At 67.2% G+C, this 13,926-nt stretch carries 15 protein-coding genes; all 15 read right to left on the reverse strand.

The features are described 5' to 3' along the window. Positions 1-10 precede the first annotated feature (10 nt). Positions 11-1,435: a serine/threonine-protein kinase gene (locus ABFX56_RS11955; RefSeq protein WP_346233566.1), complete on the reverse strand. Its 1,425-nt coding sequence runs from the start codon at positions 1,433-1,435 to the stop codon at positions 11-13. A 142-nt stretch (positions 1,436-1,577) separates the two neighbouring features. Then, positions 1,578-2,375, reverse strand: coding sequence for a PP2C family protein-serine/threonine phosphatase (locus ABFX56_RS11960; RefSeq protein WP_346233567.1), 798 nt, complete (start codon positions 2,373-2,375; stop codon positions 1,578-1,580). After that, entirely contained in the window at positions 2,376-2,903 is a 528-nt protein-coding gene (locus ABFX56_RS11965) for an FHA domain-containing protein (protein ID WP_346233568.1), read from the reverse strand. A 7-nt stretch (positions 2,904-2,910) separates the two neighbouring features. After that, on the reverse strand, positions 2,911-4,038 hold the full coding sequence (locus tag ABFX56_RS11970) for a DUF4192 domain-containing protein (RefSeq protein WP_346233569.1): 1,128 nt from the start codon (positions 4,036-4,038) through the stop codon (positions 2,911-2,913). Between the two features lie 99 nt (positions 4,039-4,137). Beyond that, positions 4,138-6,093, reverse strand: coding sequence for an ABC transporter ATP-binding protein (locus ABFX56_RS11975; protein WP_346233570.1), 1,956 nt, complete (start codon positions 6,091-6,093; stop codon positions 4,138-4,140). Beyond that, on the reverse strand, positions 6,090-7,823 hold the full coding sequence (locus ABFX56_RS11980; protein ID WP_346233571.1) for an ABC transporter ATP-binding protein: 1,734 nt from the start codon (positions 7,821-7,823) through the stop codon (positions 6,090-6,092). Before ABFX56_RS11980 ends, ABFX56_RS11975 begins: the two co-directional genes overlap by 4 nt. An 8-nt stretch (positions 7,824-7,831) precedes the next feature. After that, entirely contained in the window at positions 7,832-8,431 is a 600-nt protein-coding gene (locus tag ABFX56_RS11985) for a TetR/AcrR family transcriptional regulator (protein ID WP_346233572.1), read from the reverse strand. Positions 8,432-8,460: 29 nt separating this feature from the next. After that, positions 8,461-8,982 (reverse strand): Clp protease N-terminal domain-containing protein, encoded by a 522-nt coding sequence (locus ABFX56_RS11990; RefSeq protein WP_346233573.1) that lies wholly within the window; start codon positions 8,980-8,982, stop codon positions 8,461-8,463. Beyond that, the gene (locus ABFX56_RS11995; RefSeq protein WP_346233574.1) at positions 8,979-9,212 is read right to left on the reverse strand and encodes a hypothetical protein; all 234 of its coding nucleotides are present in this window, start codon (positions 9,210-9,212) and stop codon (positions 8,979-8,981) included. The genes ABFX56_RS11990 and ABFX56_RS11995 overlap by 4 nt, the downstream gene beginning before the upstream one ends. Before the next feature lie 51 nt (positions 9,213-9,263). Then, on the reverse strand, positions 9,264-9,668 hold the full coding sequence (gene pcaC / locus ABFX56_RS12000; protein WP_346233575.1) for a 4-carboxymuconolactone decarboxylase: 405 nt from the start codon (positions 9,666-9,668) through the stop codon (positions 9,264-9,266). Then, positions 9,665-10,438: an alpha/beta fold hydrolase gene (locus ABFX56_RS12005; protein WP_346233576.1), complete on the reverse strand. Its 774-nt coding sequence runs from the start codon at positions 10,436-10,438 to the stop codon at positions 9,665-9,667. Before ABFX56_RS12005 ends, pcaC begins: the two co-directional genes overlap by 4 nt. Continuing rightward, complete coding sequence (locus tag ABFX56_RS12010) at positions 10,435-11,793, reverse strand: lyase family protein (RefSeq protein WP_346233577.1); 1,359 nt, start codon at positions 11,791-11,793, stop codon at positions 10,435-10,437. Before ABFX56_RS12010 ends, ABFX56_RS12005 begins: the two co-directional genes overlap by 4 nt. After that, positions 11,783-12,328 (reverse strand): protocatechuate 3,4-dioxygenase subunit alpha, encoded by a 546-nt coding sequence (gene pcaG, locus ABFX56_RS12015; RefSeq protein WP_346233578.1) that lies wholly within the window; start codon positions 12,326-12,328, stop codon positions 11,783-11,785. Before pcaG ends, ABFX56_RS12010 begins: the two co-directional genes overlap by 11 nt. Beyond that, entirely contained in the window at positions 12,325-13,116 is a 792-nt protein-coding gene (gene pcaH / locus ABFX56_RS12020) for a protocatechuate 3,4-dioxygenase subunit beta (protein WP_346233579.1), read from the reverse strand. The genes pcaG and pcaH overlap by 4 nt, the downstream gene beginning before the upstream one ends. Before the next feature lie 50 nt (positions 13,117-13,166). Continuing rightward, the gene (locus tag ABFX56_RS12025; RefSeq protein WP_346233580.1) at positions 13,167-13,916 is read right to left on the reverse strand and encodes an IclR family transcriptional regulator; all 750 of its coding nucleotides are present in this window, start codon (positions 13,914-13,916) and stop codon (positions 13,167-13,169) included. Positions 13,917-13,926 lie beyond the last annotated feature (10 nt).

Raw genomic sequence — 13,926 nt, forward strand, 5'->3', positions numbered from 1 at the left:
AAAGACCTCATCAGCCGCTCACAAAGTCAGCGCATTTCTCGCTGCTGGGCGGCCCCGTCTTGCCGTCACGATTCACGGTCACGGTGATGCAGACGCGGTCGCCCGCGGTCGCGTCCACCGTGAATGACCGAGTCTGCTGAATGCTGGTCTGTCCATCGCGGGTGGCGATCTGGTATTGGTCATCGGGCCTGAGACCGGGATCGGGCCAACTGAAGTGTACAGAATCGCGGGTCAGTTCGGCGGTGATGTCGCTGACCGCGGGGATTTCCGAGGCGTTCGCGTTGACCAGCACCATCGTTGCCATGGCACCGAGGGCGATGGCCAGCACCAAGCCGGCCACGAGCACCCAGCCGAGAGCCCTGGTCCGCATGCTGATCGGCGCGGACGCGGTTCCGGAGTGCGGTGACAGCGGGCTCGACTCCCGCAACAGCGTGCCGACCGGCGCATAGTCCACCTGGTGACTGAGCGCCCGCCGCCGCCGCGGGCGCGCCGGGCCGCCGGAGCCGACGACGCCGCGGATCCGGGTCCGTTCCTCGAGGTCGGACACGGTGGCCAATGCCCAGTCGTCCATGGCCACCTCGACCGGCGTCTGCGGAACGCCCAGCTCGGTTTCGATCGCCTGGAATTCGCGTACCAGTTCCAGCGCGCTGGCCGGGCGGGACTCCGGTTTCCTGGACATCGCGTGCTGCAGCACCCGCTCCAGGCTCACCGGCACGTCGGACCGGCCGATGGGCTGGGTCTTCGCCCGGTTGATCCGAGAGATCAAGTCGGCGGACTTGTTGGACTGCCCCGGGATCTCGAACGGCGAGCGGCCGGCGAGCAATGAGTACACCGTCGCGGCAAGCGACCACACCTCGGAAGCCACCGATCCGGGCGTTTCATCCATCAGCACCTCGGGAGCCGACCAGGGAATGGACATTCCCACCGCCTCCTGGGTCGCGGCGTCGCTCAGCGTCGCGGCGATACCGAAATCGGACAGCACCGGATGCCCGTAGGCGGTGAGCAGGATGTTCGACGGCTTGATGTCCCGGTGCAGTACCCCCGCGCGGTGGGCGGTTTCCACGGCGCTGCCGATCTTCACCGCGATGCGCATCACCTCCGCGACCGGGACCCGCTCCCTGCGGTAGCGCTCCCCCAGCGCTGACGAGCACATCTCCATGACCAGGTAGGGTCGGCCGTCTGAGGAGACGCTGGCCTGGTACACCGTGAGGATGGACGGGTGCGCGCTGAGTTGAGCCATGAGATTGGCTTCGGCCTGGAACATCTGCCGCACCTGGTCGTTGACGACCTCGCTGAGCAGCACCTTGACCGCGACTTGGCGCCTGGGCATATTCTGCTCGTACAGGAAGACGTCGGCGAAACCCCCCGCGCCCAGAACGTGCACGTAGCTGAATCCGGGCAGCACGGGAGGCTGAGACGGTAGGCGTCGTGCCATGGCGCCCCCCTCACCTCGCTCTGTCAGGTCCCTGGGTCTTGCAAAGCGCTACCCCACCTCTTCATTCTAAGCACGGCAGGTGCGCAAATCGCCGGGTAGCCAGGCGCCCGGCGCCGATGTGTCATCCCCAGTTAGGGGGCCGTCAGTCGAAGAATCCGCTCGTGCCGAGTACGTCGACCACGATGACCGTCACGTTGTCGCGGCCCCCCGCGGACAGGGCGGCGGCGACGAGCGTGTCGGCAGTACGCGCCGCATCCTGGCCGGCGGCGAGGTGGTCGCGGATCGCGCTCTCCTTCAGTTCCTTGGTCAACCCGTCTGAGCACAGCAGCAGGCGCACGTTCTCCCGCACCGGCAGCATCCAGTAGTCGGGGACCGGCTCCACGTTGAAGCCGACGGCGCGGGTGATGATGTTGCCGCGCGGATGCGATTCGGCATCCTCCGGTCTGATCGCCCCGGAATCCACCAGTTCCTGCACCACCGAGTGGTCGACTGTCAGCCTGGAAAGCTCACCGTCTTCGAACAGGTACACCCTGGAGTCGCCGACATTGAACACGGTCCAATACACGCCGTTGCCCTGCACGGTGAGAGCGATGCCGGTGACGGTGGTCCCGACGCCCAGCTGATCCTCGTCGGCGGCGAGGGCGATGTCGGCGGTGGCCGCCCGCAGCGCGGTGTCGATGACGCCTGGCTCGAGGAAGTCGCCCGAGAGCACCTCGTCAAGCCGCGCGACCACGGCGGCGCTGGCCACATCCCCTGCGGCGTGACCGCCCATTCCGTCGGCCACCGCGAAAACGGGAGGGCGCGACAGCAGACTGTCCTCGTTGTGGGCGCGCCTCAGGCCGGTATCGGTGAGGGCAGCCCAGCCCAGCACCACCGACGCTTCCGGCCGCTGTGGTGGATGCACTGTCTGAACTGCCGTGCTGCTGCCGAGCTGCGTCACCTAGGTAAGCCTTTGCGTGGGGAGGATTTCGATGCGATTGCCATCACCAATATCCACCACGGTGCCGGGCGTCACCACCACCGACTCACCTTGACGCAACCTCAGGGGTACGGCTCCCGGCACCAGAACGATCGTGGCATTGGTCGACTTGAGGTCGGTGACGATGACAGACGACCCCTGTTGCACCACCTCGATGTGGGTGCCGGAGACCTCGCTGTGCGGCGACGACACCCGCACCAGGTGCGGAGGGGCCTCCAGCGGAATCCGCGGCGGGACGGGTCTCCTGCCGATGAACACCGGCGCATCCAGCACGATCGGCTGCCGGTCGCCGACCCGCAGCCGATATCGCCTGGGAGCCTCGCCAGCCGCGGATGGTACAGCTGGCACGGATGGCACTGGAGCGGCCGGTGGCAGCACCAGTTCCGACCGATCCCGGATGATCGTGTCGGCGTCGGCGAGGTCCGGCGCGGCGTCAGGGCGGCGCGGCACGCCGACGATCGTTTCCCCGAAATCCTCCTCGTCCCGCATCCCCCCATTATGGCGCGCAGGTCTCGAACGCCCACTCCGGAAGGCGGCCGGCATCGAGCATGGCCGACAACAGCCGGGCGAAGCCGTAGTCGGGTTGGATGGACAGCGCCTGCTGGGCAAGGATGCCGGCCACCGACCCGCGTCCGAGCGCCCACTGCAGCCAGGCCAGCGTGCAGAGCGCTGCCGGCCTGGCGGATTTCGGGGCGCGTGCGGTCACCGCCATCAGCACACCGATGCCGGTAGTGATGCGTGCCGGATCGGGCCGCGGTCCCTCACCGAACATCAGCGCTGCCGACTCGCGGGCGACGCTGTCATCACCGTCCCGGAATTTCGCTTCGCCGAACAGCACACGGAAACCGGCTGCCGGCCCGAAGGCGAATTGCAGCATGAGCGCGTCGCGGCCCACCGGCTTGTGCAGGAGCCAGAGCAGCAGCGCGGCATCCCGGTCCTCAATCCGGGTCGGATTCAGCCGGAGAGCCAGCTCGATGAGACGAGGAAGAGTGAACACCGGCGGCGGACCATCGGTATCGAACACTGCGCCGAGGCGGCCGAACGGCACCAGCTCAGCGGTGTCGGTCACCCGGCGATAGGTAGCCAGCAGGCGCGCCACTCGTTCGGCAGTGCCGAGATCGACTGCGGGGATCACGGCACCGTCGGTGACGGCGCCGAGGGAGCCGCGGGCCGCGGCCGGAATCCTCCGGCCGATGTCGGAGCCGCTGATCTGGTCCAACGGATGTCCACCCGGCGGGCAGTCCGCCTCCAGGTATGAACCCCATCCGTCGCTGGCCACGCACAGCGCGTCGCGAGCACGGAACCCCGCCAGGTCCGCACGCCGCAGCAGGGTTTCCATGAACACGCGGTGCGGGATCGGATCCGCGAACCGGTCGTCGGTGAAGGCAACCGGAACCAGCGCATCCACCTCGGGCAGCTTGCACAGCATCCCGATCATCGTGGTCGCGATGCGCTTACACGCCAGCGCTGCGTCGGTTTTCGGCAGATCGAAGCGCAGGGCACCGCGAGTGCGGTTGCCGCAGAACGCCACGAGCACGACGCTGTCGCGCGGATGGAAGCCGAGCAGGTACGGCACGAGGGCGAGGAAGTCGCTGGCGTTGTGGGCCTTGACGATGGTGGTCATCCGCACAGTGTGCAGCGCTGACGCCTGCCGCTGCGGCGGTCACCCCGGTTCTGTGCACAACCGGCAATCCACCGGCCTGTGCACAACCGAGATGGCCGGCTACACCTCGTCGGCGACCGGAGCGGCGAACTGCGCGTTGTACAGGGTGAAGTAGGCGCCCTGCGCGGCCAGCAACTCCTCGTGGGTGCCCTGCTCGACGATCTGACCGTTCTCCATCACCAGGATGAGGTCGGCGTCGCGGATCGTGGACAGCCGGTGCGCGATCACGAAGCTGGTCCGGTCGCTGCGAAGCGCCGCCATGGCCTTCTGCACCAGAACCTCGGTGCGGGTGTCCACCGAACTGGTCGCCTCGTCGAGGATCAGCACGCTCGGCTTCGCGAGGAACGCCCGCGCAATGGTGAGCAACTGCTTCTCCCCCGCGCTCACATTCTCCGCCTCGTCGGCCAGCACGGTGTCGTAGCCGTCGGGTAGCGATCTGACGAACCGGTCGACGTAGGTGGCCGTTGCCGCATCCAGAATCTCCGCCTCTGTGGCATCCGGCCGCCCGTAGGCGATGTTGTCCCGGATAGTGCCGCCGAACAGCCAGGTGTCTTGCAGCACCATGCCCATCCGCCCCCGCAGGTCGTCACGCGTCATGGTGGCGATGTCGACGCCGTCGAGCGTGATCCGCCCGGCATCCAGTTCGTAGAAGCGCATCATCAGGTTCACCAGGGTGGTCTTGCCAGCTCCGGTCGGCCCGACGATGGCGATCGTGTGACCGGGTTCCGCGGTCAGCGACACGTTCTCAATGAGCGGCTTGTCGGCGGCGTAGCGGAAGGACACGTCCTCGAAGACCAGACGGCCCTGCGTGCCCGACGGGGTTTGTGCCGGCACCGGATCCGCGGTCTGCTCCTGGGTATCCAGCAACTCGAACACCCGCTCGGCGGAGGCGACGCCGGACTGCACCAGATTGGCCATGCTGCCCAGCTGGGTGAGCGGCTGGGTGAATTGGCGGGAGTACTGGATGAACGCCTGCACGTCACCAAGCCGCATCGAGCCGTTCGCCACCTGCAGCCCGCCGACCACGGCGATCGCGACGTAGATCAGGTTGCCGACGAACATCATCGACGGCATGATGATGCCGGACACGAACTGGGCGCCGAAGCTGGCCTTGTAGAGTTCCTCGTTCTTGGCGTCGAACACGGCGCCGACCTCGCGCTGCCGGCCGAACACCTTGACCAGGGAGTGCCCGGTGAAGTTCTCCTCGATGTCGGCGTTCAGCTCACCGGTGTGCTTCCACTGCGCCACGAACAGCTTCTGCGAGCGCTTGGCCACCACGCCGGTGATCACCACGGTCAGCGGGATCGTCACGAGGGCGACGAGGGTGAGCAGCGGCGAGACCAGGAACATCATCACCATCACACCGATCACGGTGAGCAGTGAATTGAGCATCTGGCTGAGCGTCTGCTGCAGCGACTGGGCAACGTTGTCGATGTCGTTGGTGACTCGGCTGAGCAACTCGCCGCGCTGCATTCGGTCGTAGTAGCCCAGCGGCAGAGCGTTGATCTTCACTTCGACGTCCTGGCGGAGCCGGTAGATCGTGCGCTGCACCACCTCGTTGAGCACGTAGGCCTGCAACCAGCCGAACACCGACGAGGCGATGTAGAGCACGAGCACCCACATCAGCACGCTGGAGAGCGCGTGGATGTCGATGCCCACTCCGGGCGTCAGGTGCATGCCGCTGAGCAGGTCGGCCTGGTTGTTCTCGCCCTGGGCGCGCAGGCCCGCGACGATCTGATCCTGGGTGACTCCCGCAGGCAGTTTGGCCGAGATCACTCCCTCGAAGATGAGGTTCGTGGCTTCCCCGAGCAGCTTGGGGCCGATCACGCTGAACCCCACGCTGAGCACGGTGAGCAGGAAGACGAAGGCCAGGCCGACCCGGTGCGGCTTCAACGTTCCGAGCAGTCGCCTGGCCGAGCCCCAAAAATTCATCGATTTCTCGGCCGGCATCCCGGCGCCGCCGAACGGGCCGTGCTGCATGGGGCGGCGGGGAGCCGGCTTCGTGGTCTCGCTCATGCTGCTTCCTCCGCGGTGAGCTGAGATGCGACAATCTCAGCGTAGGTTTCCGAATCCTCCAGCAGCTGCGCGTGCGTTCCGCTGCCCACGAGTGCGCCGCCCTCGAGCACGATGATCTGGTCGGCGTCCATGATGGTGGAGACTCGCTGGGCGACGATGATCATGGTCGCTGTGCTTCGGTACTTCTTCAGCGCCAGGCGCAGCCTGGCGTCGGTGGCGCTGTCCAGCGCGGAAAACGAGTCGTCGAAGATGTAGATCTCGGGCTGTTTGACCAGCGCTCTGGCGATCGCGAGCCGCTGCCGCTGCCCGCCAGAGACGTTTGTGCCGCCCTGAGCGATCTCGGCATCCAACCCGCCCTCCATCTCCTCAACGAAGCCCTTGGCCTGCGCGATCCGCAGCGCCTCCCACAGTTCGTCCTCCGTGGCATCCGGTTTGCCGTAGCGCAGATTGCTGGCGACCGTGCCGGCGAACAGGTAGGGCTTTTGCGGCACCAGGCCGATGCGGCTCCACAGCGTGTCCGGGTCCAGTTCGCGTACGCCAACGCCGTCGACGAACACCGACCCGCCTGTGGCGTCGAACAGTCTCGGCAGCAGGTTCATCAGCGTGGTTTTGCCCGCGCCGGTGCTGCCGATAATCGCCGTGGTCTGCCCGCTGCGCACGGCGAAGCTCACGTTGCGCAGCACCGGCTGCTCCGCCTTCGGGTAGGAGAAGGTCACGTCGACGAATTCGACGGTGCCGTCCTCCTGAAGCGTCGTGACGCCGTGGTCGGGCATCCGCACCGAGGTCTCGGTTTGAAGCACCTCGCCGATCCGGTCGGCACTGACCGCGGCGCGCGGCAGCATCACGCCCATGAAGGTGGCCATCATCACGGCCATGAGGATTTGCAGCAGGTAGCTGAGGTAGGCGACCAGGGCGCCGACCTGCATCTCGCCGGACTCGACCCGCAGCCCGCCGAACCAGATCACCGCGACGCTCGATACGTTGAGCACGAGCATGACGATGGGGAACATCATCGCGAACAGCCGTCCGGCGCCCAGCGAGGTCTCGGTCAGTTCCGCGTTGGCCGTGGCGAACCGGGTGGTCTCGATGTTCTCGCGGACGAACGCGCGAATCACGCGGATGCCGGTGAGCTGTTCGCGCAGCACCCGGTTGACGGTGTCAATTCGTTTTTGCATGAGCCGGAACAGCGGCACCATCCGGGAGATGATCAGCCCGATCGAGATCAACAGCACCGGAACGCTGACCGCCATCAGCCAGGACAGTCCGATGTCCTGCTGCATGGCCATGATCACTCCGCCGATCGCCAGGATCGGCGCCGCGACGAACAGCGTGCAGGTCATCAGCACGACCATCTGCACCTGCTGCACGTCGTTGGTGGTGCGGGTGATCAGCGAGGGCGCCCCGAACTGGGACACCTCCCGCTCGGAGAATTCGCTCACCCGGTGGAAGATCGCGCCGCGCAGGTCGCGGCCCAGCGACATCGACGCCTTCGCGCCGTAGTAGACGGCAGCAATCGCGCAGCCGATTTGGGCCAACGTGATGGCCAGCATGATTGTGCCGACCATCATGATATGACCGACATCGCCCTTGGCGATGCCGTTGTCGATGATGTCGGCGACGAGGGTGGGCAGATACAGCGACGCGATGGACTGTGCGGCTTGGAACAGCGCGACCGCGACGAGCAGTTTCGCGTGCGGCTTCAGATAACGGCGAAGGATGCGTAGCAGCATGGGTGTCCCTAAAGGTGAGGTTCGGGTGTTGATTTTTGGCCGACGATCCCGTACATGACCATCTCGGTCAGCTCGTCTGCCGTGTAGTACTCGCCGTCGTTGAACGGCGGCAGCGAGGACGCGAAGCAGATCCAGCGCAGCAGCTTGGCGGCGCGGTCCGGCGGGATGTTCAGGTGTTCCAGGTCGGGTTCGAACACGCCGGAGAACGCTGCGGCGATGTTCTTCTTGTCGTGTTCACTGCGCGGGTGCGGATGCTCGCCGAGGATCGACACCATCCGGAACACGCCGCGGAACCGCGCCTGCAGGATGACGACGGCCGCCCGGATTCTGTCCTCCAAAGCCAGGTCGGGATTGATCTCGGTGAGCGGCTGCCGGATCGGGGACGATTCCAGGTACCGGTCGACGGCGGCACGGATCAGGCTCTCCTTGTCGCCGAAGGCGCGAAAGATGGTGCCCTCTGCCACCCCGGCGGCGTCGGCGATCTGCCGGGAGGTCACGTCGGCGCCATGGTCCAGCAGCAGCGGGATCACCGCGTCGATGATCATGGCGCGGCGTTCGTCCACGGCGAGTGGGCTGGCCCGAAGTACACGGGGCGGTGTCGAAGTCACCAGAAAACTATAACTGAGTGAGTACTCACTCAGTCAAGTTGTTTCTCAAATTTTTCCGCGCTGCTTCGTTCCGTGCGTACGCGCCGCGCCAGTGCCGACGGGTCGATGCCCGCGAGCGCGAGAGCGCGCGGCACGGTGCCCAGTTCGGCGCCCAGAATGCCCAGCAGCAGATCCGTGCCCACCCGCACGTGGTGTTCCGCGTGCCCGATCGCGGCTCCTCGGCGGATCGCCTCGTTCGCCGAGGTGCCCAACCCCAGCGGCGCGGCGCCCTCGGTCCCGGCAGCCGGCATCCGTTCGCGTAGTTCGACTCCGGCGTAGGCCAGCGCCTCGCGCCGTTCCTGTTGCAGCAGGGCATCGAGGCGTTCCCGGTCCAGGCCCTCCTCAATCAACAGCCTGCCGCACTCTGTGGTCGTTCTGGAGGCCAGTGCCAACAGCAGGTGTTCGGCTTCGACGGTCTTCGAGCCCCTCTTGCGTGCTTCTTGACGGGCGATCTGGAACGTGCGATTGCTCGTCTCGCCGACGAAGTGCTCCGGAGTCGTGATGGTCATCATCCACGCGTCCGCAGTTCCAGGCCGGCAGCGATGAGCCGCTGCCCGTGCTTCTTGTGCACCGCCTGCCGGGTCACCCCGAGCGCCTCCGCCGTTTGCGACCAGGACCAGCCGCTGCGCATGGCGCGTTCGACCTCCGCGTCTTCCAGCTGGTCGGCGAGTTTGCGCAACGCGACGACGGCGGCCAAGCCGTCCGCGGGGCCGCCCAGGGGCGGAATCTGTACGGCGTCCATGGCGGAAACGTTAGATCGTGTTACCTGACTTGGCAACCCAAGTTGCTTATCTCACAGCGTCTTCGGAGGCGGACCCTCTGAAAAGACCTTCTGCGCCACGGCGAACGCCGAGTTGGCTGCCGGGACGCCGCAGTAGATTCCCACCTGAAGCAGCACCTCGCTGATCTCGGCGCGGCTGAGTCCGTTGGTCTGGGCGGCCCGCAGGTGCATGGCCAACTCGTCGAAGTGCCCGTGGGCGACCAGTGCGGTCAGGGTGATGGCGCTGCGCATTCTGCGGTCGAGGCCGGGTCTGGTCCAGATCTCACCCCAGGCGTAGCGGGTGATCAGGTCTTGGAAGTCCGCGGTGGTCTCGTCGAGCTTCGCGTTCGCCCTGTCCACGTGTTCGTCTCCGAGCACGGCACGGCGTACCGCCATGCCGTCGTCGTGTGCTTCCCGTTCGGTGCGGTCTTTTCTCATGACCCTTCCTTTCCGAGGAACCCGGCGAGCGCGTACGCCACCGCCTCCGGCTGTTCGACCGGCGGCAGATGGGCGGCGCCCGGGATCACGGCCGCGCTGCCGGTGCGTACGCGGCCAGCCACGTACTCGGCGTCGGCGGCGGAGATCACCTGATCGTACTCGCCGTAGTACATCCTGGTTGGGCTCGCGATCGAGCCCAGGGCGCTGCGGAAGTCTGCCAGGGCGAGGGCCTGGCAGCACAACGCATAGCTTTCATCGTCGGTGTCGCTGAGCGCGATGAGCAGGGCGCTGGCGCGGTCCGGATGCCGCTGGATGAACCCGGGCGCGAACCATCGTTTCGCTGACCCGTCGACGAGCGCCGGTGTGCCCTGGGTGCGGATGACCTCGGCCCGCTCGTTCCAGGCCTGCGCCGATCCGATTTTCGCTGTGGAGCACATCACGGCGAGGCGCCGCAGCCGATCGGGGTGGTGGATGGCCAGGGCGAATCCGACTTGGCCGCCGAGCGACACTCCGGCATAGTCGAAGGCGTCGATGCCTGCCGCGTCGGCGAGGGCGATGACACCGTCGGCGAGCTCTTCCACCGTGAAGGCGGAACCGGCCGCCGGCGACGCGCCATGGCCCGGCAGGTCCCAGGCGAGCATCCGGAACGACGGTTCCAGCAGCACCGCGGTGGGTTGCCACAGCGCCGTCGGGGTACCGAGGGACGGGCCGAGGATCAGCGCGGGGCCGTGTCCACCCAGTTCGGTGCCGACGATGCTGGGTACGCTCACTTCTGACGTCCTTCCGCTGCCTCACGCAGCACTGCGTCGATGATCTGGTCCGCGGCGCCCAGATAGTTGGCAGGGTTCAGCGCCCGTTCCAGTTGGGGGTCGGTGACCTGTGCCATCGCCGGTTCTGCCCTCAGTGCCGCGGGCAGGTCGTCACCGCCCGCCGAGACCAGCTCCTGCAGTCGCGCCCTGCCGATCACCGGGCCGAACTCGAGCATGAGCCGCTCGCTGATGACGAGCGGGCCGGCCTCATCCAGCCGGGCGCGCATCGCCGCGGCGTCGACGATGAGGCCCGACGTCAGTTCCGCGGTGAGCCGGCTTGCTCCGCCGACCAGCCTGATCAGTTCGCGGAAAGCCTGCCATTCGGCGTGCCAGGCCCCGGGCGGCCGTTCGTCGACGGTGATCGCGCTGCGATGGAGTTCGGCGGCCAGCGACGGGGAACGCCGCGCGGCGGAGGCGATCAGCACGCTCAGCACCGGGTTGTGTTTCTGCGGCATGGCCGAGGACACTCCGCGGCCCGGAGCGGACGGCTCGGCCAGTTCGGCGACTTCCGGCCTGGACAGCAGCAGCACGTTGCCGGCAATCGTGCCCAGCGCGTCCGACAGTGTGGCCAGGTCGTCGCCGAGCGTCGTGATCGGCGCTCGGTGGGTCTGCCACGGCACTTCGGGGGCCGCCAGACCGAGGGAGAGTGCCATCCGGCGGGCGATGTCCATTCCGGCCCCGGTGCCGGCGACCACCTCGAACGAGGCCAGGGTTCCGCCTGCGCCGCCCCACTGCACCGGCAGGTGTGCGCCTGCCAGGGCGCGCCGGGCGCCGACCAGTCCGTGCAGCCAGCCGGCGGTCTTCACGCCGAACGTCGTCGGGACGCCGTGTTGAGTGAGGGTGCGCGACACCATCGCCGTTGCACGATGGCGATCGGCCAGCGTCGCGAGCGCGTCGATCGCCGCGTCGACATCGTGAAGGATGCCGGTCTTGGCGCGGCTGGCGACGAGCATCAGCGCGGTATCGAGGATGTCCTGACTCGTGGCGCCGCGGTGCACCCAGGCTCCGGCACCCGAATCGATGGCGGTGACGGCCTTCCGCAGGTCGCCGACGAGCGGGATCACCGGGTTGCCGCCGCCGGCCGCGCGCGTGGCGAGGTCCGCCGGGTCGAATCTGGTGCCTGCGATCGCCGACCGCAGCGCGTTCGGGGCGGTCTCGGGTGCCAGTGCGAGGGCCGTGTAGGCCTCCACCAGCGCCACCTCGACATCGAGGATCGCGCTCAGTACCGCGCGGTCGCCCGTGGCACGGGCGACCGGAGTTCCCGCCCACGATGGGGCCAACAGGCCGTAGTCGGCGTCGGGCCCCTCAATAGGCAAGGAAGACGGTCTCCTGGTCACCTTGCAGATGGATGTCGTGACGCAGTGAGCCGTCCGCCTCCCGAGTCGCGATCAGAGTGCTCCGTCGCTCGGGCGCCACGGCGCTCAGCAGGCTGTCGGTGCCGCCGTCCGCCGCTTCCGGCACGTAGATCCGGGTGTGCAGTTTGTGCATGAGGCCCCGCGCGAAGACGACCACGGCGAAGAACGGCAGGGAGCCGTCCACTCCCGCCGGCTCCACGGTGGTGAACTGGTAGCGCCCGGTGGCGTCGGTGGGAGTGCGGCCGAAGCCGGTGAAGGTGTATCCGTCACGGTTGATCGAGCCGGGCTCCTGGGAGATCGAGCCCTGTTCGTCGGCTTGCCAGATCTCCACGATGGCGTCGGGGATGCCGTCGCCGGCGCCGTCGAACACGGTCCCGTGCAGTCGCAGTGCGCCGGGGGTGATGCGGTCGACCAATTGCGACCCGCCCTCGTAGGGAAGGGAGTACCCGTAGAACGGGCCGATGGTCTGCTCCGGTGTCTGAATGAACTGGCTCACGCGTCGCCACCTTCCGGTTCGGTCCAGGTTCTCTGCGACCCGGTCAGCACAATGTTCCAACGGTACCCCAGCGCCCACTCGGGGGAACTGACGCTGTGGTCGTACTGTCCCACCAATCTCTCCCGGGCCTTCGGGTCGAGGATGGACTGGAAGATCGGGTCGAGCGGGAACAGCGGGTCGCCCGGGAAGTACATCTGGGTGATGATGCGCTGTGTGAACGCACTGCCGAAAACAGAGAAGTGGATGTGCGCCGGTCGCCAGGCATTGCGATGATTGCGCCACGGGTAGGCGCCTGGCTTGGTCGTCAGGAAGCGGTACACGCCGTTGTCGTCGGTGATGCAGCGGCCCGTTCCGCTGAAGTTGGGGTCCAACGGGGCGGGATGCTGGTCGCGCTTGTGCGGGTACCGCCCTGCGGAGTTGGCATGCCAGACCTCCACGAGCTGATGGCGCACCGGATGTCCGTCGCCGTCGAGCACCTGCCCGGTGACGACAATGCGCTGGCCGAGCGGCTCGCCGTCGCGTTGAATGGTGAGGTCTGACTCCACCTCCGCCACGTCCCGGTGACCAAACGCGGGCGAGAACAACTCGATGGTTTCAGGATCCACGTGGTATGGGTCCTTGGTGGGGTGCCGGAGGATGCTGCTGCGGTACGGCGGGAAGTCCGCGTCTGGCTGCAACTGCTCGGCCGCGCCCGACTCGCGAGCCGAACGGTAGTCGGCTTGGCGGGCTTGGATTTCGGCGGAAATGTCTTCTTGGGTCGGCGTCGTCGCCGCAGTGGGGAGGGTCACGCCCCAAGGGTCACAGCAACGTGCCGACGGCGGCAAGAGCAAATTACCGGCTAGTGAAAATCGCGTCGTCCGACGAGGGCCTTCGCGATGCCGGCTGCCGCATCCTTGAGCAGCGGCACGCTGCGCCGCGGGTCGAATCTGGCCAGGTGCGTCACCAATCCCACCGCGGCGTACGGCGGCCCCTCGCCGACGAAGATCGGAACCGCCAGCGAGGTGTTCCCCAGAGTCATCTCCTGGTTGGTCAGGCTGTACCCGGTGCGTTTGGTCACCTCCAGCTCGGCGCGCACCGCCTTTTCGGTCGTCAGTGAATACGCGGTGGGCTGCGCGAGCGGATGCGAGAAGAACTCTTCGAGGAACGCCTCGCTCTGGAACGCCAGCAGCGCCCTGCCGACTCCGGTGGTGTGCAACGGCAACCGGCCGCCCATCCTGCTGATGGTCGGCACGGAGTGCGGTCCCACCAACCGGGCGACGTAGAGCGCATCCAGTCCCTCGCGTACCGCGAGGTGCACGTTCTCGCGGGTCGCCTCGTACAGCGTGAGCAGGTACGGGAGTGTCGTCTCCCGGAAGTGGAAACTGATCCCGGCCAGCTCGCCCCGCTCCCACAGCGCCGTGCCGATGACGTAGCGGGAGCCGTGCCGCTCGAGCAGTCCTTCGGCGACGAGGCCGCGAATGATGCGGTGCGTGGTCGCCATCGGCAGTGTGGTGCGCGTGACTAGCTCCGTGAGCGTCAGCGCGTCATGGTCGGCGTCGAACGCCCGCAGCACCCGGGCGACCCGCGTGATCATCGATTCGCCGGTCATCGCTGGCTCC

The sequence above is a fragment of the Parafrigoribacterium mesophilum genome (genome assembly GCF_039652555.1).
Taxonomy (GTDB): domain Bacteria; phylum Actinomycetota; class Actinomycetes; order Actinomycetales; family Microbacteriaceae; genus Parafrigoribacterium; species Parafrigoribacterium mesophilum.

Coding starts and splice junctions, on each gene's coding strand:
- ABFX56_RS11955 (WP_346233566.1), bottom strand. CDS start 1,435: ATGGCACGACGCCTACCGTCTCAGCCTCCCGTGCTGCCCGGATTCAGC.
- ABFX56_RS11965 (WP_346233568.1), bottom strand. CDS start 2,903: ATGCGGGACGAGGAGGATTTCGGGGAAACGATCGTCGGCGTGCCGCGC.
- ABFX56_RS11970 (WP_346233569.1), bottom strand. CDS start 4,038: ATGACCACCATCGTCAAGGCCCACAACGCCAGCGACTTCCTCGCCCTC.
- ABFX56_RS11975 (WP_346233570.1), bottom strand. CDS start 6,093: ATGAGCGAGACCACGAAGCCGGCTCCCCGCCGCCCCATGCAGCACGGC.
- ABFX56_RS11980 (WP_346233571.1), bottom strand. CDS start 7,823: ATGCTGCTACGCATCCTTCGCCGTTATCTGAAGCCGCACGCGAAACTG.
- ABFX56_RS11990 (WP_346233573.1), bottom strand. CDS start 8,982: ATGATGACCATCACGACTCCGGAGCACTTCGTCGGCGAGACGAGCAAT.
- ABFX56_RS11995 (WP_346233574.1), bottom strand. CDS start 9,212: ATGGACGCCGTACAGATTCCGCCCCTGGGCGGCCCCGCGGACGGCTTG.
- pcaC (WP_346233575.1), bottom strand. CDS start 9,668: ATGAGAAAAGACCGCACCGAACGGGAAGCACACGACGACGGCATGGCG.
- ABFX56_RS12025 (WP_346233580.1), bottom strand. CDS start 13,916: ATGACCGGCGAATCGATGATCACGCGGGTCGCCCGGGTGCTGCGGGCG.